Raw genomic sequence first — 21,669 nt, forward strand, 5'->3', positions numbered from 1 at the left:
GCTTAGCGCATGAAGGAAGGCACGTCCAGATCGTCGTCGCCGTCATCGTCACGACGCTGCGACGGGCGGGACAAACGGTAGTCATCGCGGCGCTCCTCGCGGGAGAAACGGTCAGAGTTGGTGAACAGACCGCTAGATTCTGGGCGACGCTCCTCGGCGGGGCGCTGCGGGGCGTAGCGCTCTCGCTCCTGGCCGGCGCGCGGCTCGTAGGAGTGGCGCGGAGAGTAGTCATCCTGTACCGGCTGAGCGGCAGCGGGCTGCGCCGGTGCCGGGGTGACGGGTTCTGCGGCTTCGCGCTGGCGATTGTCAAAAAGGGAGCCCGGCTTGCGCTGTTCCTGCTGCGGCTGCTGCTGCGCAGCGGCCTGGGTCATATTGGCCTCGGCATCGAAACCGGTGGCAATGATAGTGATGCGGATTTCATCGCCCAGGGTGTCATCGATGATGGTACCGAAGATGAGGTTGACGTCTTCGTCAGCGCGCTCTTCCACCATGGAGGCGGCGGCGTTTACTTCGTGCAGGCCGAGATCGGAGCCGCCGGCGATGGACAGCAGCACGCCCTTGGCGCCTTCCATCGTGGATTCCAACAGCGGGGAGTTAATGGCTTGCTCAGCAGCGGTCATGGCGCGGTTATCACCGCGGGCGGAACCGATGCCCATCAGCGCGGAGCCAGCGTCAGACATAACGGAGCGGACGTCCGCAAAGTCGACGTTGATCATGCCCGGGATGGTGATCAGGTTGGTAATACCCTGCACACCATTGTGCAGCACCTCATCGGCAGCACGGAAAGCCTCAACGATGGAGAGCTCTTCCCCACCGAGCTGCATCAGGCGATCGTTCGGAATGACGATGAGGGTATCGCAGACCTCGCGCAGCTCCTCAATGCCGGCCATGGCCTGGCGGGTACGGCGAGCGCCTTCGAACTTGAACGGGCGGGTGACAACACCGACGGTCAGCGCACCCATTTTCTTCGCGATAGACGCCACGACCGGAGCAGCACCGGTGCCGGTGCCGCCACCCTCGCCGGCAGTCACGAAGACCATGTCGGAGCCCTCGAGGGCGTCTTCAATTTCGGACTTGTGGTCTTCTGCGGAGGTCTTTCCTACCTCAGGGTTAGCGCCGGCGCCGAGGCCACGGGTGGCCTCACGGCCAATGTCGAGCTTGGTGTCTGCATCGGAGAAAATGAGGGCCTGGGAGTCGGTGTTGATGGCGACGAACTGAACACCCTTGAGGCCTTCTTCGATCATGCGGTTGACGGCGTTGACGCCGCCGCCGCCGACGCCGACGACCTTGATATCCGCGAGATTGTTATTGGAAGAGATCATGTGAGTAGGTCTCACCTTTCGCTACTTTAAGTCTGCACGTGCATTAAACGAGGAATGTAATGCGCTCCGCCGAAGGCGAATCGCGTTCCTTTCCATCTTTAACGACAGCGGTGTAATTTTCACGCACATTTTCCGCGTGTCGAGACCCTCAAGTTCCACTTTAGGGTTGCTCACCTGCGGTTTTACAAGTCACACCCGCATCATCCGCCCCACGGTTCAGGCACTAAAAAGAGCCCGTGCAGCGCACACGCCTAAGCGGTGCTGCACGGGCCCACAAGAGCGATAAAGGCACCTGCGGGGGCACCCGTCGCCCTATCCGCGGGTGGTGACTAACTCAGGGTTGGAAATATTCCACTCGCGGCCTTCCATCTTCAACACTGTGGCAAAAGCATGCGCCTTGTCCTCATCGTTAGAATCGCTGGCACCCCAGAAGATGCGCCGGTCATCTTTGGTGGTGAAAGTCAGCGAATATTCGCCCGCCACTTCCAGCTTTGCTACTTGTTTGCGGACGTCGTCGGAAAGCGCTGCAATCGCTCGCACGGCATCCTGGATTTGCGGCGAGCCACTATCGACGGAGCCCGTCACCTCAACCGCGCCCGCGGGAGGCTCAGCGGAGGTAAACTCCTCGCCTTTGTCGTCGATCAGGAAGGGCTTATTATCGCGCTTTACAAACGCCACAGCCTTGTGCTCGGACACGTTGATGGTCAAGGTCGAAGGGAAATCGCGAGAGACTGTCACCGAATCGACCCAGTCCAATCCAGCAACACCGGAAGCTGCCTCGCGCGCATTAACGCGTAGCAAATTTTCGCCCTTGGGAACCCCAGAGGCTTCCTCCACCTGTGTGGAATCGAGCTGATGGACGCCCTCCACCTGAAAATTGCGTACCTTCAGGACCGGAACTGTCCACATCACGGCGGCCGCTATGAGCGCCACGGCGACAATTGCGGCGATGACCCCAGCGATGAGCTTTGCGGATACGCGCACTAGCTTGCCCGCAATTCATCGAGGATTTCCGCCGCCACCATGGTTACCGAGCCAGCTCCGATGGTCAGCACCACATCTCCTGGCTCCACCACCGACACAACGTCGCGGGCGGCGGCGGAAAAATCCGGCTCGAAGATGACCTGCATATCAGCGGGCATCTTATCGGTAATGATGCGGGAGGTAATTCCCTCCACGGGCTGTTCGCGAGCGCCGTAGATGTCGAGTACCACGGCGGCGTCGGCAAGCGAGAGTGCCTGGGCAAACTCGGCGTCGAATTCCATGGTGCGCGAGTACAGGTGCGGCTGGAAACACGCGATAACGCGCCCGCCGTGGCCTTCCGCCTCGACCTTGGCGCGGGCGGCCCGCAGCACTGCCGCAACCTCGGTGGGATGGTGCGCATAATCATCAAAGACCCGCACGGGTTTGCCCTGCTTGTCGACGCTCCCCCGGTACTCAAAGCGCCGGCGCACACCGCCAAAATCAGCCAATCCCTCGGCGATGTCAGCCGGGGTGCCGCCGGAGAGCACGCCAGCGATCAAGGCGCCCATGGAATTGAGCACCATGTGGTGGCCTGGGATCTGCAGCTCGTAGCGCACGGTTTCAGAAACGCCAGGAAGGTTGACTTTGACGGTGGTGTCCATGCCTTCCGCGGTGGTCTCTTCGCGGACCAACTCGGCCGCCAGTGGCACGGTAGAGGTAAAAGACTTCTCCGGCGAGCCGTAGGCCACGACGTTGATGCCGCGCTCCAGCGCCCGCTCGCCAGCCCGGGCAGCGTGCTCGTCTTCAGCGCACACAACGAGATAGCCGGTCTCCGGGGTAACCAAGTCAGCAAAGTCATCGAAGACTTGGAAATAGGCTTCCTCGCTGTGGAAGAAGTCGAGGTGGTCGGGCTCGATAGTCGTGAGCACCGCGACGTCAGGGCTATAGCGCAGCAGGGAGGCATCAGATTCATCGGCCTCGGCAACGAATGCCTCTCCGGTGCCACCGTGGGCATTGGTGCCCGCGCGATTGAGCTGGCCGCCGATGGCGAAGGAGGGATCAAGACCCGCGTGTTGCATCGCGCTCACGGTCATCGACGTGGTGGAGGTTTTGCCATGGGTGCCAGCCAGCAGCACCTGCTTGTGGCCCTCCATCAACGCGGCGAGCAAATCGGAGCGGCGAATTACCGGGATATCGTTGTCCTTTGCGGCCACTAGCTCCGGGTTGTCTTGGGGGATGGCGGCAAAAGAAGTAACCACGACGGTGGGCAGTTCACCAGACAGTCGCAGGTTTTCTGCGGCGTGGCCGATGGCGACCTTAGCGCCCATGGTGCGCAGCACCTCAACCGGGGTGGAGTCTTTGACATCGGAACCTGTGACCACTCCGCCGCGAGCAGCGAGGATTCGCGCGAGCCCCGACATGCCAGAACCACCAATGCCGATGAGGTGGACGCGGCGCAGATCGTAGTGTGCGGGATCGGTCATTTACTTGTCCTTCCTTCCAGCGGCGTCTTCGGCCTCGGATACGCGGGCGGCGATGCGGTCTGCGATGGAATTGGCCACGTCCCCAGCGCTGGCATGGGCGGCGGCGAGCGTCATCGACTCGAGGCGTTGCGGGTCATCGAGAATGCCGCGCACCTCGGAGATGAGTCGCTCTGGGGTCAGCTCCGCGTCCGGAATCTGGATGGCGGCGCCTGCCTCGACCACTTCGCGGGAATTGAGCGCCTGTTCGCCATTGCCGTGCGGCAGCGGAACGTAGATGGCCGGCAGGCCTGCGGCGGATACTTCGGCAACGGTCATCGCGCCGGAGCGGCACACGACGAGGTCAGCTACCGCAAGGGCGGAGCCCATGTCCTCGATATACGGCAGTGCGGCGTAGTTCGGGTGTTCTGCGGGCGGGTCATTCTTCTTGCCATAGGCGTGCAGGAGCTGGAAGTCCTGCGCCAAGTCCTCCACCGCTCCCGCAACAGCGCGGTTGATGCTGGCCGCGCCTTGGGACCCACCGGTGATAAGGATGGTGGGAAGCTCGGCCAGGTTCCACTTGGTACGCGCGTCTGCGGCCAGGTTGCCATTCGGGTCCTCCGCCAGGCTCGGGCGAACGGGAATGCCAACGACCTCGCCCGGCATGCCAGAATCTGGGTGGGCGTTGAGTCCAATGCCGCCCATCTTCACGCCGAGCTTATTGGCCATTCCAGCCAAAGCATTGGTCTCGAGAACATAAAAGGGGATGCCGAGGGATCGCGCAGCGATATAGGCCGGCCCGGCCACGTAGCCGCCGGTGCCAAAGACGACATCCGCTTCGACATCCTTGAGTACCTGCTTGGCCTCCCCCACCGCGCGGGAGAGGTTGAACGGTAGCTTGAAGAGCTGCGCGTTGACCTTGCGCGGGATTGGCACGGGGGTAATCAGGCTAAGGTCCACGCCGCGGGCGGGAATGATATCGCGCTCGAGGCCCTTTTCGGTACCGAGAGCGGTGATGCGTGCGCCGTGGCGCTCGCGCAAAGCTTCGCCCACGGCGAGGGCGGGTTCAATATGTCCGGCGGTGCCGCCACCTGCGATGACGACGGAAATAGGCGTGGAATTCATAGCCTAAAGGCTACCAGCGCCGCCTAGCGATAGCGGCGCTCGGCGCGCGGATAGCGGCGGCCGCTTCCGGTTACGGGGCGACCAAAGCGCTCCTCGCGCACGCGGGAGCGCGGCTCCTGCGGGCGGGCGTGACGGCCCTGCTGCTTCTTCTTCGGCTTCGGCACTGGCTGCGGCTCGCCGATGAACAAAAGGCGGTCGAACAGCGGGCGGCCGAAATTCTGCATGGCGGAAATTTGCATCGGTTCGTGACGCGCCACGTTGCACAGGATGCCCATCGAGCCAATCGTGATGATCGCCGCGGTACCGCCGGCAGAAATCATGGGCAGCTGAATACCGGTCACCGGCAGCAGGCCAATGACGTAGCCAATATTCACAAAGGCCTGGGTGACCACACCGATGGTCAACGTTGCGGCCAGCAGGGACTGGAACTGGTTCTGTGCGCGCATCGCGGTGCGCAAGCCCACATAGCCCAGTGCGGCGAATAGCACGATGACGAGCGCACCGCCCCACCAGCCGAGTTCCTCACCCACGATGGCGAAAATAAAGTCATTTTTCGCCTCGGGCAGGTAGAACCACTTGGCACGGGATTGGCCAATGCCAACGCCCCAGAAGCCGCCGTCGGCAAGCGAGAGAAAGCCCTGATAGGACTGGAAACCCGTACCTTGAGTATCGGAGATATTGCCTACGAGGGCATCGAAATAGGTGTGGAAGCGGTTGGACCGGAAGCCGCCAGAAAGGAAGATAAACAGCAAACCGCACACGGCTGCGACGCCGATGGTCGCCGGAACGCGCCAGTCGACACCCGCGAAAATCAGGGTGAAGACAACCACGAGGGCCAAGGACAAAGCCATACCGAAGTCGCCCTGAAGGACGATGAGCAAGAACATAACGCCGGCAATGAGGGAGTACATCATGAAGGGATCCGTCACCTTCATGGATTTGTGCTCCTTATCCGCCAATACGGTCGCACCAAACATGCCTACGGCGACGCGGGCAAGCTCCGAGGGCTGCAGGGAGAACGGTCCCAAGTAAATCCAGGACTGGGAACCTACCTCCTCGCGGCCGGTACCCACGCCGGGGATCAGCACCGCGATGAGCAAAATGATGGACAGGCCCACAATCCACGGCACGCATTTGCGCAGGGTATGCGGCGAAATTTTGAGGCCGAACCAAAAGGCAACGAGGCCCAAGAACACCATCACGCACTGGCGCAATGCCTGGTTCCATACGCCGCCGTCTTCCGTCAGGGAGGTAGCCATGGAGGAAGAAAAGACCATGAGCACGCCGATGCCCACGAGGAAGAAGATGATAAAGCGCAGCAGCTGGTAATCAAGGCCGGCTTCCTGGCGGGCGCGCTCGCGCAGCTCGCGAACGCGGTCGCCAAAACTCTTGGAGCGCGGGCGCTGCTGGGAGGTGGCCGTCATGTGTTCTCCTGATCCTTAAATCTATAGCTCTAGTTGCGGGTAAGCTCCCGCGCGGCCGCGGCAAATACATCACCGCGTTGAGCCATGCCGGTATACATATCCAACGATGCCGCAGCCGGCGCCAAAAGAACGGTATCCCCGGCGTCGGCGTGTTGCAGTGCAGCCTCCACCGCAGCGTTCATGGCTGCAAAAGGCTCCTGCGTCTCGATGACGTCCACTGGGGCATGCGGCGCGTGCGCGGCGAGAGCCCAGGCAACTTCTTCCCTATCCACGCCCAGGACTACCGCGGCCTTGATGTGGGCGGCGTGCTTGGCGACGAGCCCGTCTACCTCCGCGCCCTTCAACTGCCCGCCGGCAATCCAGATCACGGAATTGAGCCCCTTGAGCGCCGCATCCGCCGCGTGCGGGTTGGTGGCCTTGGAATTATCGATGAACGTGATGCCGGAATGCTCATGGACCACAGCGCCGCGGTGCCCGGCCACGGTATACGCTGCCAGCCCCTGTGCAATGGACTCCGGGGTGGCGCCTGCCAGACGCGCGACGCTGGCTGCGGCCGCAGCGTCGAGGACTCCTGCCAGGCCGGCGGGCTCAATGCCCTCTGCGGACGCGAGATCCTCGCGCTGCTCGTTAAGCCGCGAGACAAGGCGGCCGGCGCTTACGCCCACCTCTCCCTGTGTGGGTTCAGCGGCAGTAAAGCCGAAGAGGTCTGCGGTATCCGCGGCGTAGCGGACCGCCTCGGCGTCATCCTTGCCTACCACAGCGACGTCACCGGAGAGCACCTTGGCCTTCGCGCGGGCATAGGCATCGAACGATCCGTGCCAATCTAGGTGATCATCTGCCAGGTTCAGCAACACGCCCACATCCGGGCGCAAGTGGCTGGACCAATGCAACTGGAAAGAAGATAGCTCGGCGCAGAGAATGTCGACGCGAGGGATGGCCGTGAGGGCGTCGAAAAGCGAAACGCCGATATTGCCCACCGCCAGTGCGCGCTTGCCGGTGCGCTTGGCATCAGCCTGCATAATCTGGGCCAACATACCGGTAGTGGTGGTTTTGCCGTTAGTCCCGGTAACTACCAGCCAGGTGCGCGGCGCCCCGAAGACGCCCGCACGATCCAAGCGATACGCCAGCTCCACGTCGCCGATAACCTCTACCCCAGCGTCCTGGAAAGCAACCAACAAAGGCGAATCGGGACGCCAGCCCGGCGAAGTAACCACAAGGTCAAACTCGCCCTGGGCGGCAGAATCGACGGAGACGGTTGCTACACCGAATTCCTCCGCCAATTCCGCCAGCGCGGTCTCGTTGGAATCTGCCACGGTGGTATCCACCCCGAGGCTTGCCAGCATAGCGACGCAACCGCGCCCCGATACTCCCGCCCCGGCCACGAGCACTCGCCCGCGCAACGAGGATGGCAACTCGGTCATCTCTATTCCTCTTTCCTCGATAAAGCTAAAAAGGCATGAGTTTTAGGAAGCAAAGCCGACGGCAGACAGCCAGTCGCCGTAGAAGATGCATACGCCGGCAATAGCCGCCATGGCGCTCAGCAGCCAGAAGCGGGTGACCACGGCGGTCTCCGCCCAGCCACCATTTTCAAAGTGGTGGTGGATGGGCGCCATGCGGAAGAAGCGCTTTCCGGTGCTGCGGAAGACGATGATCTGGATGACGACGGAGACAGTCTCAATCACGAAGATGGCGCCGATGATGATCATGAGCAGCTCGGTGCGGGTGGTCACGGAAAGGCCGGCGACGAGGCCACCGAGCGCAAGCGAACCGGTATCGCCCATGAAAATCTTTGCCGGTGCGGCATTCCACCACAAAAAGCCCAAGCAACCGCCCAGGCCGGCTGCAGCCAGCACGGCCAAGTCGAGCGGATCGCGAACTTCATAGCACCCTGCCGCTGGCGATACGGCGCAAGAGTTGCGGAACTGCCAGAAGGAAATCAGTGCGTAGGCGCCCATCACCATCGCGGTGGTGCCTGCGGCCAAGCCGTCGAGTCCGTCGGTGAGGTTCACGGCGTTGGACCACGCAGCAATGAGTAGGTAGAGAAAGACCAAGAAAACAATGGTGCCGATGATGGCGCCGCCTACGGCAATATCGAAGGTGTCAAAATCGCGAACGAAGGAAAGGTTGGTAGACGCTGGGGTCAATCCGTGCTCGTCTGGGAACTGCAGAGCCAAGATGCCGAAGATGAGCGCCACGGCCAGCTGACCTACCAGCTTGGCGGTCTTGTTCAGGCCGAGGTTGCGCTTTTTGAATAGCTTGATGAAGTCATCGGCAAAACCCAGACCGCCAAGGCCCATCGTGAGGAAGTAGACCAAAAGACCGGAGGGGCTAAAACCACCGTTACCGGTCACGCGGGCATAAATTCCCACCACGAGGTAGGCCACGGTGATGGCCAGCAAAATCGCGAGACCGCCCATGGTGGGGGTGCCACGCTTGCGCAGGTGCAGCTGCGGCCCGTCCTCGCGAATTTCTTGTCCCTTGCCCACCCCGGAAAAGTAGCGCACCAACATGGGAGTGGTAAAGATCGCGACGAGGAAGCTGAGGATGCCCGCGATAATGATCTGAGTCATTGCTAGAGGTCTTTCTCCTTGTACTGAGGACTAACGGCGATTGAGCTGTTCTGCCACGCGCCACAGGCGCTGGGCATTCGACGACTTGATGAGGACTACATCTTTGGCCTCGCGCCCCGTCCAATCTTCGATGCCGGCAGGCGCTACCCTGATGATGTCTTCGACAGCCGCCGCAGCGGCGTCAACATCCGGGCTGATAGTAGTATTTATACCCCGCGCCTGTGCGGCCTCCACCATGGCCCTCATATTATCGTTGTCTCCCACGGCCACGAGGTGGTCAACGTGGTACTTGGAAAGCACCTCTCCCAATGCGCGGTGGGCGGCCACTGCTTCTCCGCCGAGCTCGCCCATCTCACCGAGCACGGCGATGGCGCGGGCATCCGGTCGGGCGGCCGAGGTATAGGCCAGCGCGGCAATGGCCGCGTGCATGGAATCGGGGTTGGCGTTATAGGAATCATCGATGGTGGTTACTCCATCGCGGCGGGTACGCACGTCCATGCGGTGTTCCGAGGCATTCTGGTGCCCGGAAAGCGCGTTAGCTACCACCTGCGGGTCCATGCCCGATTCGATGGCCGCGGCGGCCGCTGCTAATGCGTTAGAGACCTGGTGCTTGCCAAAGACCTGCAGCTTCACCGGAAGCGGATCCGTTCCCGGCGCATGCAGCACAAACGAGGGGCGGGCAACGTCATCGAGCTGGATATCGCTGGCGTAGTACTGGGCGTCGGAAGCCGGCGGCTTATTGGCCGAGTAGTAGACGACCTTGGCTGAGGTGCGCGGTGCCATGCCGGCGACGAAGGGATCATCGGCATTGAGCACGGCGACGCCGCCCTCAGCGGCCGAGGGCAAGGCTTCAACGAGCTCGCCTTTGGCCTGGGCAATATTTTCCCGTGAGCCAAACTCGCCCAAGTGCGCGGTACCAACATTGAGTACCACGCCGACGGTGGGCGCGGTAATGGTGGTCAGGTGGCGGATATGACCGATGCCACGGGCGGACATTTCTGCGACTAGGAAACGGGTGTGCTCATCGCAGCGCAAAGCGGTATACGGCAGGCCGACCTCGTTATTAAAGGAGCCGGGAGGAGCGACGGTATCACCCTCTGCGCGGAAAATCGTGGCCAGTAGGTCCTTGGTGGAGGTCTTACCGGCCGAGCCGGTTACGCCCACGATGTCTAGGCCCTGCTCGGCGGTCAGGCGGCGCGTGACCTCCCGCGCGATATCGGATAGCGCCTGCACCACCGCGGCGGCCGAGCCGTCCTCGTCGTGGGCATAGATATCCGCGTTGGCGGCATCACCGGTAACGCGGCCTTGGGGCTTGACGACGACCGCCGGAACCCCCACCGGCCGCGCCGCCAGCACCGCCACTGCGCCCTGCTCGATGGCCTTTTCTGCATAGTCATGGCCATCCACGCGGGCCCCGGGCAGGGCGAGGAAGAGCCCGCCCTTAGTTACCTTGCGGGAATCGAATTCGATAAACCCGGTAACGCGCTGGTCTGGGTCAGACACGCAATCGAGGCTGCCCCCGGTGATTTCGGCAATATCGGCAATAGAAAGTGGAATCATGTCTACTCCTTCGCATCCCCAAGGGTATCGCGGTGCGGGGTTCCGGCCAGCTTTTCCTCGATGGCGCGGGCCATTTCCTCGCGGTCATCAAAGTGCAACGTCTTTCCGTTCACGAGCTGTCCCACCTCGTGGCCCTTGCCCACGACGATGACAGCATCGCCCGGCTCAGCCCAATCGACGACCTCATCGATGGCACGGGCGCGGGAGCCTACCTCGCGGATATCGCCCTGAGGGGCGGCGTCACGTGCGCCCGCCATCACCGCAGCGCGAATGGTGGCGGGGTCCTCGGTACGCGGGTTGTCATCGGTCACCACGGTAAGGTCAGCGCGGCTGGCTGCGGCTGCGCCCATGATGGGGCGCTTAGAGCTATCGCGGTCTCCGCCGGCGCCGACAACAATGCCGACGCGGCCCGTGGTTCCCTCCAGCTGACCGCGCAGGGTGTCAAGCACCGCTGCGATGGCCGCCGGCTTATGCGCATAGTCCACTACGGCTACAAAGTCTTGGCCGCGGTCGATGCGCTCCATGCGGCCGGGGACTGCGACCTTTTCCACTCCCGACAAGAACTCCGCCGGGTCCTCTCCCACCGCGGCGGCCATGCCGAGCGCCAAGCAAGCATTGGCGATATTGAACTCGCCAGGCAGCGGCAGCCGGAAGGCGAAATCGGCGCCCTCATAGTTCAAGGCCACCTTCTGGGCGCCGGTGGCCTCGGTGGCGGTTTGGCGCGCGCTGATCGTGGCCGCAGCGCCCTGGGTGGCAACCGTAGTCACGTTGTGGCCCGCGCTCTTGGCGACGCCGCACATGCGCTCGCCCCACTCATCATCGATGCAGAGGACGGCTCGTTCAGCCGCCTGCTCCCCGGCGAAGAGCTTCGCCTTTGCCTGGAAGTAGTCCTCCATCGTGGGGTGAAAATCAAGGTGGTCCTGGCTCAGGTTCGTAAACCCGCCTACCGCAAACCGAGTTCCGCGCACGCGTCCTAGCTCCAGCGCGTGCGAGGACACTTCCATCACCACGTGGGTAACGCCCTCGTTCTTCATGCGCGCGAAAAGCTCTTGTAGGGTCGGTGCCTCAGGCGTGGTGAGCGAGGTGGGAACCGGCGTGCGGTTAATACGGGTACCGGTGGTTCCGATAAGGCCCACGGAGTGCCCGGCGTGCAGCAGGCCGGCCTCCAGCAGGTAGCTGGTGGTGGTCTTGCCGGAGGTGCCGGTAACGCCGATGACCGTCAGGTCACGGGTGGGGTGGCCATAAATCTCGGCGGAAATGGGGCCGAGCACGGCACGAATATCCTCCACCACCACAATGGGGCGGGTCTCTTGGGCCTCGGTAAGCAGGTCGAGCCCGGCGGCGTCGGTAAGCACAGCTCCAGCACTGGTATCGCGAGCGAACTGCGCGCCGTGTACGCGCGTGCCCGGCAGGGCGGCAAAGAGCGCGCCTTCCGGCAGGCGGGAAGAATCCAGCCCGCACGCGGAGACTTCCACGGAGGCATCACCAATGACGCGCCCACCAGAAAGCTGGGCGAGAGTGTCCAAAGAAACGGTCATACTAAGCTCCTATTGTGCCCGCAGGGTCAGCCGCGGTGCTGGTTTCGAAGTTGGAATATTGTCACGATTAAGTAGCCACGAGGCGATATCGCGGAAGATAGGTGCCGCCGACTGGCCGCCGCCTCCATTGTCCTCCACGCCGGACTTAGGCTCATCCAGCATGACGGCAACAACGAAGCGCGGATCATCGGCCGGCGCAATGCCGGCAAAGGTGATCCAATAGGCGGAATTCGAATATGCCCCAGTATTTGGGTCCACCTTCTGGGCTGTACCGGTCTTGCCGGAAAGCTGATAGCCCTTAAGCTGCGCATTGCCGGCCGTACCGTTTTGTAGGCCTGCATCATCGTCTTGGAAGACGGCACGGAACATATCCACCGTAGTCTTGGCGGTCTCTGGGCTCACCACCTGGTTCTTTTCCGGTTCCTCTAGCTTTTCGTCCTTGCCGTCCGGCCCCTTGACCGAGTCAATGATGCGCGGCTCGATACGCTCGCCGCCATTGGCCAATGCTTGGTACACGCTGGCCATCTGCAAGGTGGTCCACGACTGGCCCTGACCAATAGGCAGGTTAGCGAAGGTGCCGCCGGACCATTGCTCCAAATCTGGGACGCTGCCGGCCGATTCGTTCGGCAGCTCAATACCGGTGGTATTGCCCAACCCAAACTTCTTGAGGTACTCGGCGTACTTTTCTTGGCCCAACTTATCGGCGATCATCAAGGTGCCGACGTTGGAGGACTTACCAAAGATGCCGGTGGTGGTATACGGCTCGGTGCCGTGTTCCCAGGCATCGTTGACCGTCACGCCCGCCATATCGATGGAACCGGGGACCTGGTGCACCTCATCCGGGGTGGTCACGCCCTCCTGCAGTGCAGCAGCCGCGGTAACCACCTTGGCTACAGAACCCGGCTCATAAGGGTGGGAGACGCTGCGGTTTTCAAAGTCCTTACCCTCATCAAGCTGATCCTCAACATTCTTATTGGGATCCACGGTATCGGTATTGGCCATGGCAAGGACCTGGCCGGTGGCAGCATCGAGGACCACTGCTTCCGCACCGGAAGCCTTAGAGTTGGCCTTGGCCTTTTCCAGCTTTTGCTGAACGTAGGTTTGCAGGTCCAAATCCAGAGTGAGGGTGACGTCGCGACCATCAACGGTATCCACGACGTCACGCAGAGTGCCTGGGATCACCTGGCCATCTGCGGATACGTCCTCGGTGGACTGGCCATCGATACCCGTCAATTCAGTATCGCGCGCGGCCTCGAAGCCAAACTGACCATGGCCATCCATCGACACCTTGCCCACTACGTTTTCCCCGATTGCACCATTGGGGTACTGGCGAATGTCTTGGCGGTCCGCAGCCACCCCGTGGTACTTATTTGCAATCTCTACGGCTACATCGGGGTCGACGTTGCGCACCAATACCTCGTACTGAGTATCAGCCTTGAGTTTATTAAGGATATCCTCCTTATCTACCTTAGAAGCGGAGGCACCGGAATCCTCAATCATCTTGGGGATTCCCTCAGACATGTCCTTGAGCGTCTGCTCCATCTTTTGATTGAGGAAGCTATCGAGCTTCCTTCCATCCATGCCTTCGATCGAGCCATCATTCTGACCCTCTATTTTGGCTTTGTCCTTCAGCTCATCACGCAGGCGCGTCGGCGAGACAGTCAAGGAACGAGACTTCATCGTGTAGGCCAAGCGCTGGCCATCGCGGTCCAGAATCTCTCCCCTGCGGGCGGGTTCAATATAAACACGCTCGCGCTGGGTCACGGCCTTGGCGGATAGATCCGGCCCCCAGACTAGCTGCACCCAAGCCAAGCGGCCGGCAAGGACAACCATCGCCACCAACACAACGGAGACGATGATACGCAGGCGTTTGCGCATCATCTTCTTTTGCGGCACCGCAGAGCTGGTGGAGCGGCGCGAGCGGCGCCTAGCCTTACTTGGCACAGTCACGGTCCAATGTCACCTTCCCTATTTCCGCCACAATTTCTTGCGTGTATTGATTGTGCCCTACAAAAGTGAGAATGCCCGCGCCACCACGCGCGAGCATCATCTTTTTCACCGGATATTCTTCCCTAGCTATTCGGCGCGGCTCGCGTAAGGCGCACGCGCGGGAAGGTTGGGACGCGCATTGCCTGATTCCGCGCCAGTATTGCCTGCCTCGCGGTCCTTATTGCGATCCTCAGTATCGCTGCTGCCGCCACGAGCAGTGCGCTGTTGGCCCTGCGGCACGGCGTTAAGGGAATCCGACATGCCCTCCGTATCCTTCGGGTCACTGGAGGCCTGGCCAGGACGAATAGGTTCACCGTTTACGTCAATGAGCTTTTCTGTATCCGGGGTGCCTTCGCGCTTTTCGACGATCTTTCCATCACCGCCGACTTCCGCAATCCCCGGCTGCTTAGGAACGGCCATGCCCATCTCATCCGCACGACGAGCAATATCCGCAGAAGAGCTAAGATTTTCTGCATCGCGATTCAGGGTCTCAATTTGGTTATCCAATTGGGAGTCCTGGACGGTGAGCTGCTGGATGGCAAAGGTTTGCTTGGTAGACAGACCAGAAAGCCACATTGCCATGACAACACCGGCGATAAGCAGAGTGATCGCGATAACGGACAGACGAGTAAACAGGCCACTCTTCTTGGTCTGCGGCTGCAGCTGGCGGCCACGGAAGCTGACCACCTGTTTCGATCCCAGACGCTTGGTGCTGCGGTGCGGGACTCGAGTGCGGCTCGGAGCGTGCTTAGTGCTTGGGCGCTCCCGCAGCGCCGTCGGGGCTCCGGTGTCGATTCCGGTGGTGAAGTCTCGGCTGGCGCCCATGGTGCGAGTGGCCTCTCTGTCGCGGCTGTCAGTCTTTACGTGGTTTCGGCGTGGGATGGTACTCATTTCCGGCCTCCCGGGGGTAGAAATTCCGGCTTTCCTTCGAGCCTCTCAATGGCACGAACCCGCACCGACGCGGCGCGGGAATTTTCTGCAATTTCTTCTTCGGAAGCCTTTTCCGCACCACGGGTGACGATTTTGTACTGCGGTGCGGTACCTGGAAGATCCATCGGCAGTCCTGCCGGTGTCTTGGAAGTGCTCAGTTCTTTAAAGGCCGCTTTAACGGCGCGGTCTTCTAGGGATTGATAGCTCATGAAAACCGCGCGGCCGCCTACAGCCAATGCTCCAGTAATGACAGGCAGTACATTCTCGATGGCCTCCAACTCGTGGTTGACCTCAACCCGCAACGCCTGAAAGGTGCGTTTGGCAGGGTGGCCGCCAGTGCGACGGGTAGCAGCCGGAATGGCATCATAGAGCAGCTCGACCAAGCGGCCGGAGTTGGTGAAGGGCTCTTTTTCGCGCTCCTTCAGCACGGCCGAGGCAATTTTGCCCGCGAAGCGCTCATCGCCGTAGGTCTTGAGGATTCGGGCCAAGTCACCGTGCGAATAGGTATTGAGCACATCCGCCGCAGTAATTCCCTGCGAGGGATCCATGCGCATATCCAACGGCGCATCCGTCTTATAGGCGAATCCGCGGTCCGCCTGGTCTAGCTGCATCGAGGAAACACCGAGGTCAAAAAGTGCGCCGGCGATACCTGCGGTGCGGGCCGAATCAAAGATGTCACCCTCACCTTCCGCGATGGCACTGCCCAGCTCATCAAAGCGTGCATTGACGCCCACGAAACGATCGCCATAGAGAGCTAGGCGCTCGGTTGCATTGCGCAATGCCTGCTTATCGCGGTCCACGCCGATAACCCGAGCCTTTGGAAAGGAATCTAGAAAGTAGCGGGTGTGGCCGCCGGCGCCCAAGGTGGCGTCAACAAGTACAGCATTGTCCCCCGCTTTCTCGACCTGGGGGCGCAGGAGCTCGGCCATGCGCTCGCGCATGACTGGAACGTGACCGTGATTGGCAGCCACATCATAGTTCAAGCCTTCTGTAGCCATGTCTCCCCGCATCCCCCTTTCTCAATTTCCCAGACTTTCAGTGGTGGAAAGCATGCGAGTGCGTATAGGGCCCTGTCCGAGGCAGGTTTCTGATATCGGGGAAGTACACCAGAATCATCCGCCTCGGGCAGAGTCCTTACACGCACTCTTGTGCAGGCTTAGAGCAAGCCCGCTAGTACGTCATCGGCATCAGCTGCCGAGTAAGCATCTTCAGTTTGCGACTGGTACTCAGCCCAAGCGGCTGCGTCCCAAATTTCGAGAAAGTCCACAGAGCCAACCACAACGCACTCCTTGGACAAGTTTGCGTATTCCCGATGCCCCGCGGACAACGTAATGCGCCCATGTCCGTCCGGCCGCTGCTCGTCCGCACTTGCTGCCAAGTTACGGATGAAAGCACGTGCTTCTGGATTGGTTCGAGAAACCGCCGCAGCCTTCCGTGCGCGTGCCGCAAATTCCTCCCGTGGGTACACGGCCAATGAATGGTCCTGCCCCTTGGTGACCATGAGGCCACCCGCGAGTTCATCGCGAAATTTTGCCGGAAGCGTAAGACGTCCTTTGTCATCGAGCTTCGGAGTGTAGGTTCCGAGAAACATCCCGGCGTCCACCTTCCTTACTCGAAAACTCCGGATTCTCTCACTTCAGAATCGAGACCCTTGAGCCCCTCTTTCCTCCGCTGCGCCCCACTCTACCCCACTTTCCCCCACCTAACCCACTTAAAGCGGCGTGTCTCCGAGAGAAGATACTGATATCCGCAGTTAGCTGACCGTTTTCCGGTGGGCAGAAATCCCATAAAGGGTATTGACAACCCTCTATATTCACCCCTATTACCCCACCTGCAACACCAAGATAAGATGCCACCCCCTCACTTAAACCCCACATACTGCGCTGACCCAGCGTTTTGAGCTTTACGAGGGTCGCCTACCCCACAATGCCCCACCAACAAGACCATTAGTGGGGCAAAGTGGGAGATTTTGGATAGGCATGAAAACACCCCAGCCAATCCCTACTGAATCGACTGGGGCAACTAAGGCTAAAAGGCGCTAACGCTCCTCAAAACGGCGACGGAAGTTTTCTTCGAGCCTCCCGCTAACACCCCCGTTGCGGGAAGCAGACTTCTTTGCACGTCCACCAGAATAGCGATCCTGCGATGAGCGACCAGAGCCATCACCACGCAGCATCCATACACCGGCGGCAAACATGACCAAAAATCCCGCAATGGAAAGGGCAATGAACCACAGGCTTTGCTGCGCTAGAGCAACACCACCAATAAGCATGCAAAGGCCAACAACGACGAGCGCCACACCCCGCAGGGTTACTGCACCGCCAGAGCCGCCAAACGACGTAGGCTCAGAAACGGAAGCACCAAATTTAGGATCGTCAGCAAGCAACGATTCCTCAATTTCACGGAGCGTTCGCTGCTCCTGCTCAGAAAGAGACACTGTTCCTCCAACTAGGGATTGGGCTTCAGGCGGTAATAGTTCTATCTATACTAACGCCCAGAATAATCAGTATGTTCCCTAAAAGGTAGTGAGCGCCCCCACGCAGTGACTACGCAGCAAAAGAACCAAACGTTGTCTCTGCCTCACTTTCATCCAAGAATTGTGCGGAGCGCTGCATAAGGCCATAAACGAACTTTTCACCCGGCACTTCATCTAGGCCCGATGCCACTCGAGCGCGGGTCCGAGAATAGGCCTTAAAAGTTTCCGCCCACCGCTTATCTTCCACACCTACTAGAGCTAGGCGCTCCCAAGCACTAGAAGGAAGACGGCGACGCCGCGCCACTGCGGAAGCCGCCACTCGCGCACCGGCGGTACGCAGCGCCGCCTGGTATGCCACCTCTAAAGCTTGGTCGAATCGCCCATGTGCTGCATATCCGCGCGCCGAGTCCAATAGCTCACGCGCCTGAAAGAGGAATCGAGCCCGCTTGCCTCCCTCTCGACCAAAAGAACGAGTACGTGTTGCCGAAATAATCTGTGCCATTGTCCTTGTCCTTAACTAAGTAACTAACGCCGTTGAAGTGCCCCTGACATTAAGAAGGCCACCGGACATCTCACAGTTCATAATAGTTCCGATGTTCGAATGTAACAATAGGAGCGACACCGTAAAATGCTTATTCTCCAAATTTTGTTCGAAACTCCTATTCTGTTCTCGGTGGCCCAACACCCGCCCTGTTGCTCCACTTGGCGCATACTTCTGGTGTCATAGACACCGTGAGCTTTGAAATCCGCCGCCTAACTCCGCCAGAATTCTCTGTGCTGGCCCCGCAATTGGTTGAGATCTATATCGAGGCGATGAATTATCGCCCCGATATTCTGCACAGCCGCATAGCAGGCTGGCGAAATGACCTGATCCGGCCCGGGTTCAGTGCTCTGATTGCCACTCACGACAACGGCACTGTAGGAGTAGCCTATGGATTTCTAGGCTCCCCGGATAACTGGTGGGACGCCGAACTTCGCCGCGGGCTGCGCCTACAAGGCGGGCCCACCGAAAAGCAGTGGGATATTGTGCGCAACTATTTTGAGTTAGCAGAGATCCACGTCTTACCGCAGTATCAAGGCCATGGGCTGGGCAGACAACTGCTGGAGGGATTGTTGTGGAATGCCCCGGCCCACTACGCCCTACTGTCAACGCCGGAAGTGCCAAATGAGGACAACGGGGCTTTTCGGCTGTATAGATCCGCCGGATTCTTCGACATTATCCGCAATCACCGCTACCCCGCGGACACTCGCCCATTTGCCATTTTGGGGGCCGCCCTGCCGCTGTAAACCTCTGTTATTCCTTGCGCACCCTAGCCGGTATCGTGTGGAGTGTGACTATGCAGAATATTCCTGAGCTTGCGGAGATCCCCGGTGCAGTGCGCGAAGAACTCGCAGCCTTCCTTAACCAACGCCGAGGACAAGTGGCAGAAATTGGCAGCCCTGTAACCAAGGCCGTAAGCTTTTTGGAATCCTTCGTGCTTGATGGTGGCAAGCGGGTACGCCCCACGTACGCTTGGGCCGGCTACCTTGCCGCAGGGTGTGGAGAAGAGGACCCTGTAGCCATGCTTCGCGCGGCGGCGTCTCTAGAATTTATCCAGGCCTGCGCATTGATCCACGATGACATCATCGATGCCTCCAATACCCGGCGCGGGAATCCTACGGTGCACCGGAGCGTCGAAAAGCTCCACCGCGAGTCGGACTATTTGGGCGATCCCGAGTTCTTCGGCACCTCCGTGGCAATCCTGGTAGGCGATCTAGCGCTGGTATACGCGGAAGACATGTTCCAAGATTCCGGTTTGAGCGCAGCTGCACTGCGCCGCGCCCGCAGTCCGTGGCGCGGAATGCGTACCGAGGTCATCGGCGGCCAGCTATTAGATATTTCCTTGGAAGCAGCAGGCTCCGAGTCTGTAGAACTAGCCAATTCCGTCAACCGCTACAAGACGGCGGCTTATACTATTGAACGCCCACTACACCTAGGTGCGGCCATAGCCGGCGCTAGCGAGGACCTTATCGCTGCCTTCCGCGGTTATGGTCACGATATCGGCATTGCCTACCAGCTACGCGACGATCAACTGGGAGTCTTCGGCGATCCGGAAATTACCGGCAAGCCAGCTGGCGATGATCTGCGCGAGGGAAAACGCACCGAGCTTTTGGCGCTAGCACTCCAGCGCGCGGATGAATCTGACCCACAAGCTGCCGCTACCCTGCGCAAATTCATCGGACAAACCTCGGATCCCCAGGAATTGGACCGCATGGCGCAAATCATTGCTGATTCGGGTGCGCCACAAGAAATTGAACGCCGAATCGAATCGCTGACTCAATCTGGCCTCGAACATCTGCGTGCCGCACAGGTGGATCCTGCGGTGACCGAGACCCTAGAGCGATTGGCTATTAAAGCCACCGCTCGTCACAAGTAGGTCTAGCCGTGGAAAAGACGTATTCCTTTCCCATTCCGCGCGCACTGCCGCTGGGTCTATCAGCCTCTTGCGTTTTGCTGCTGGCGTCTTTTTCGGGCGGCGCTACCCGTAACCGAGGGGGGCTATTAGAAGCGCTCAATATCGGATTCTTATCTTATGGACACGGGCGCAATCTTGGTCTCGCACTGTACTGGGTGGGAATTTTCCTTCTCGCCGCAGCGTGGGTGCTTGCCGGGCGCACCATCATTCGCCCACAGCTTAAAACCCCACTCCCCGAGGGCGGCTTACGCGATATCCAGCGCATCCTCATTGCCTGGGTCGCTCCCCTATTGTTGGCCGGCCCTTTGGCCTCACGCGATGTATATTCCTACCTCATGCAGGGGGCTATGGTCCGCGATGGCTTTGATCCATATACCGAAGGCGCCGCCGTTAACCCCGGCCCCTTCCTCCTCGAGGTATCGCAGGATTGGCGCAATACCACCACCCCGTATGGTCCCCTTCACCTTTGGATAGGTGAATTGGTCACCAGCTTGGTGGGCGATAACGTCACCGCGGGCGTCGTGGTCTATAAGGCTCTTTCTCTACTCGGTTTCATTGCTATCGCTTGGTCAATTCCACAGATCGCCCGCAAGCTCGGTGCGGATCCGGCGGTAGCACTCTGGCTCGGCGTAGCTAATCCGGTTATCATCTTGCACCTAATTGGCGGTATGCATAATGAGTCCCTCATGGTGGGGCTTGTGTCCATCGGCCTACTTGCGGCTCTGAATAGGCGCTTCCACGCGGCACTTTTACTCGTGGGCGCAGCCGTAGCGATGAAGGCCACAGCGCTCATCGCTGCGCCCTTTATCGTGTGGATGATGCTTCACTATTACGCGCCCCGGGGCTCAAGCGTGTGGCGGTCGGTCTTCGTCTTCGCTGTATCCGGCATCGCTGCGGTGGCGGAAATCATCGCCGCAGTAGCACTGATCACGTGGGCTTCGGGCACATCTTGGGGTTGGTTATCGCAAATTAGCGGCAACTCCAAGGTCATCAACCCGCTCGCAGGTCCTACCTTAGCTACCGACGTTATCTTCCCTGCCGTCCAGATTTTCATGCCGGATGCCTCCTATAACGCCATTTTGGCTGTCTTGCGCAGCATCGCCATGGCATGCATGTTCATTGGCCTAGTGGCGGTGTGGTGGTTGTGCCGCAAAAACAACCGCGATGCCATCATGGGCACCGCGGCCGCGTATCAAGTTGCTTTCGTATTCAACGCCGTGACCTTACCGTGGTACTACGCCTCCATCTTTACCTTGATGGGTACCTTCCGGCCGCCACTGTGGCTTTTGAAGTTCACCACCGGCGTAGCCTTATTTATCGGCGTCTCCTTTTCCGGGGATGGCAATCACCAGCTCTATAACTGGTTCTGGGTCATCGGGATGATCGTGGTGGCATGGTTTGCAACCCAATGGCTCTTTGAAGGAGTGCCTAAAAAGCAGCAGCCTGCGCGCGACGGATAACCTCGCGAGCGAGATGACCATGCAGGGCATCGATCGGCCGGCCTGGGAGTGAGTCGTCCTCAGTAAAAAGGTATTTAAAGATTTCCGCGTCCTTGTAGCCGCCATCGGTGAGCACGGTTATTGCCGCAGTCACATGCTTGGCAATGACGCCCTTATCATTAAAGAAAGCTAGCGGAACGCGCTTTCCTTCTGGGGAATCCCAGGCAATGAACTTTCGGTCCTGCAGCAGGTCATAGGCACGAGTAATGGGCAGGTCTAGCTTTTCCGCTACCTGCTGCATGCTGAGCAGTTCTTCGTTTGCAAGCAAGGAATCGAGGGATTTTTCTACGTTAATCACGCCACCTACTTTAACGCGGGTAGTGGGATCGGCCATACTGGAAGGCATGACTAGGTTGG

General features: G+C 60.0%; 19 protein-coding genes. 3 read left to right on the top strand and 16 right to left on the bottom strand.

The window, feature by feature from the left end:
* Positions 1-2: 2 nt before the first annotated feature.
* From ftsZ to MHY08_RS01010, 15 genes are all read right to left on the bottom strand, one after another.
* Positions 3-1,322 (bottom strand): cell division protein FtsZ, encoded by a 1,320-nt coding sequence (ftsZ, locus tag MHY08_RS00940; protein ID WP_204608363.1) that lies wholly within the window; start codon positions 1,320-1,322, stop codon positions 3-5.
* A 312-nt stretch (positions 1,323-1,634) separates the two neighbouring features.
* On the bottom strand, positions 1,635-2,306 hold the full coding sequence (locus MHY08_RS00945) for a cell division protein FtsQ/DivIB (protein ID WP_204608361.1): 672 nt from the start codon (positions 2,304-2,306) through the stop codon (positions 1,635-1,637).
* Positions 2,306-3,769: a UDP-N-acetylmuramate--L-alanine ligase gene (murC, locus tag MHY08_RS00950; RefSeq protein ID WP_239234791.1), complete on the bottom strand. Its 1,464-nt coding sequence runs from the start codon at positions 3,767-3,769 to the stop codon at positions 2,306-2,308. The genes MHY08_RS00945 and murC overlap by 1 nt, the downstream gene beginning before the upstream one ends.
* Positions 3,770-4,870, bottom strand: a complete 1,101-nt coding sequence (murG, locus tag MHY08_RS00955) for an undecaprenyldiphospho-muramoylpentapeptide beta-N-acetylglucosaminyltransferase (protein ID WP_239234793.1) — start codon at positions 4,868-4,870, stop codon at positions 3,770-3,772.
* Positions 4,871-4,893: 23 nt separating this feature from the next.
* Positions 4,894-6,294: an FtsW/RodA/SpoVE family cell cycle protein gene (locus MHY08_RS00960; protein WP_204608355.1), complete on the bottom strand. Its 1,401-nt coding sequence runs from the start codon at positions 6,292-6,294 to the stop codon at positions 4,894-4,896.
* A gap of 29 nt (positions 6,295-6,323) precedes the next feature.
* Positions 6,324-7,715 (bottom strand): UDP-N-acetylmuramoyl-L-alanine--D-glutamate ligase, encoded by a 1,392-nt coding sequence (gene murD, locus MHY08_RS00965; RefSeq protein ID WP_239228175.1) that lies wholly within the window; start codon positions 7,713-7,715, stop codon positions 6,324-6,326.
* Between the two features lie 42 nt (positions 7,716-7,757).
* Positions 7,758-8,864 (bottom strand): phospho-N-acetylmuramoyl-pentapeptide-transferase, encoded by a 1,107-nt coding sequence (mraY, locus tag MHY08_RS00970; protein WP_239228176.1) that lies wholly within the window; start codon positions 8,862-8,864, stop codon positions 7,758-7,760.
* Positions 8,865-8,894: 30 nt separating this feature from the next.
* On the bottom strand, positions 8,895-10,424 hold the full coding sequence (gene murF / locus MHY08_RS00975; protein ID WP_005328922.1) for a UDP-N-acetylmuramoyl-tripeptide--D-alanyl-D-alanine ligase: 1,530 nt from the start codon (positions 10,422-10,424) through the stop codon (positions 8,895-8,897).
* Between the two features lie 2 nt (positions 10,425-10,426).
* Positions 10,427-11,962 carry a UDP-N-acetylmuramoyl-L-alanyl-D-glutamate--2,6-diaminopimelate ligase gene (locus MHY08_RS00980; protein WP_239234795.1) on the bottom strand — a complete coding sequence of 512 codons (1,536 nt, stop codon included), beginning with the start codon at positions 11,960-11,962 and terminating at the stop codon, positions 10,427-10,429.
* Positions 11,963-11,971: 9 nt separating this feature from the next.
* Positions 11,972-13,843 (bottom strand): peptidoglycan D,D-transpeptidase FtsI family protein, encoded by a 1,872-nt coding sequence (locus tag MHY08_RS00985; RefSeq protein WP_370658777.1) that lies wholly within the window; start codon positions 13,841-13,843, stop codon positions 11,972-11,974.
* Between the two features lie 195 nt (positions 13,844-14,038).
* Entirely contained in the window at positions 14,039-14,842 is an 804-nt protein-coding gene (locus tag MHY08_RS00990) for a hypothetical protein (protein ID WP_239234797.1), read from the bottom strand.
* A complete protein-coding gene (rsmH, locus tag MHY08_RS00995) occupies positions 14,839-15,879 on the bottom strand; it encodes a 16S rRNA (cytosine(1402)-N(4))-methyltransferase RsmH (RefSeq protein WP_239234800.1) in 1,041 nt (346 codons plus the stop codon). The genes MHY08_RS00990 and rsmH overlap by 4 nt, the downstream gene beginning before the upstream one ends.
* A 158-nt stretch (positions 15,880-16,037) precedes the next feature.
* Positions 16,038-16,472 carry a division/cell wall cluster transcriptional repressor MraZ gene (gene mraZ / locus MHY08_RS01000; RefSeq protein ID WP_005324499.1) on the bottom strand — a complete coding sequence of 145 codons (435 nt, stop codon included), beginning with the start codon at positions 16,470-16,472 and terminating at the stop codon, positions 16,038-16,040.
* A gap of 447 nt (positions 16,473-16,919) precedes the next feature.
* Entirely contained in the window at positions 16,920-17,318 is a 399-nt protein-coding gene (locus MHY08_RS01005) for a DUF3040 domain-containing protein (protein WP_239228180.1), read from the bottom strand.
* 109 nt (positions 17,319-17,427) lie between these two features.
* Positions 17,428-17,859 (bottom strand): SAV_6107 family HEPN domain-containing protein, encoded by a 432-nt coding sequence (locus MHY08_RS01010; RefSeq protein WP_239228181.1) that lies wholly within the window; start codon positions 17,857-17,859, stop codon positions 17,428-17,430.
* A 230-nt stretch (positions 17,860-18,089) separates the two neighbouring features.
* Between MHY08_RS01010 and MHY08_RS01015 the strand changes: the two genes are divergently transcribed.
* From MHY08_RS01015 to MHY08_RS01025, 3 genes are read left to right on the top strand one after another with little or no spacing between them, the layout of a single operon-like run.
* The gene (locus MHY08_RS01015) at positions 18,090-18,644 is read left to right on the top strand and encodes a GNAT family N-acetyltransferase (protein ID WP_239228182.1); all 555 of its coding nucleotides are present in this window, start codon (positions 18,090-18,092) and stop codon (positions 18,642-18,644) included.
* 50 nt (positions 18,645-18,694) lie between these two features.
* Positions 18,695-19,774 carry a polyprenyl synthetase family protein gene (locus MHY08_RS01020; RefSeq protein ID WP_239228288.1) on the top strand — a complete coding sequence of 360 codons (1,080 nt, stop codon included), beginning with the start codon at positions 18,695-18,697 and terminating at the stop codon, positions 19,772-19,774.
* Positions 19,775-19,782: 8 nt separating this feature from the next.
* Positions 19,783-21,273, top strand: coding sequence for an alpha-(1->6)-mannopyranosyltransferase A (locus MHY08_RS01025; RefSeq protein WP_239228183.1), 1,491 nt, complete (start codon positions 19,783-19,785; stop codon positions 21,271-21,273).
* Here MHY08_RS01025 and MHY08_RS01030 read toward each other — a convergent pair.
* Positions 21,242-21,646 (bottom strand): Rv2175c family DNA-binding protein, encoded by a 405-nt coding sequence (locus tag MHY08_RS01030; RefSeq protein ID WP_239228184.1) that lies wholly within the window; start codon positions 21,644-21,646, stop codon positions 21,242-21,244. The two genes, MHY08_RS01025 and MHY08_RS01030, sit on opposite strands and share 32 nt — an antisense overlap.
* Between the last annotated feature and the right edge of the window lie 23 nt (positions 21,647-21,669).

Source organism: Corynebacterium sp. ACRPJ, assembly GCF_022347345.1.
In the GTDB taxonomy this organism is placed as follows: Bacteria; Actinomycetota; Actinomycetes; order Mycobacteriales; family Mycobacteriaceae; genus Corynebacterium; species Corynebacterium tuberculostearicum_D.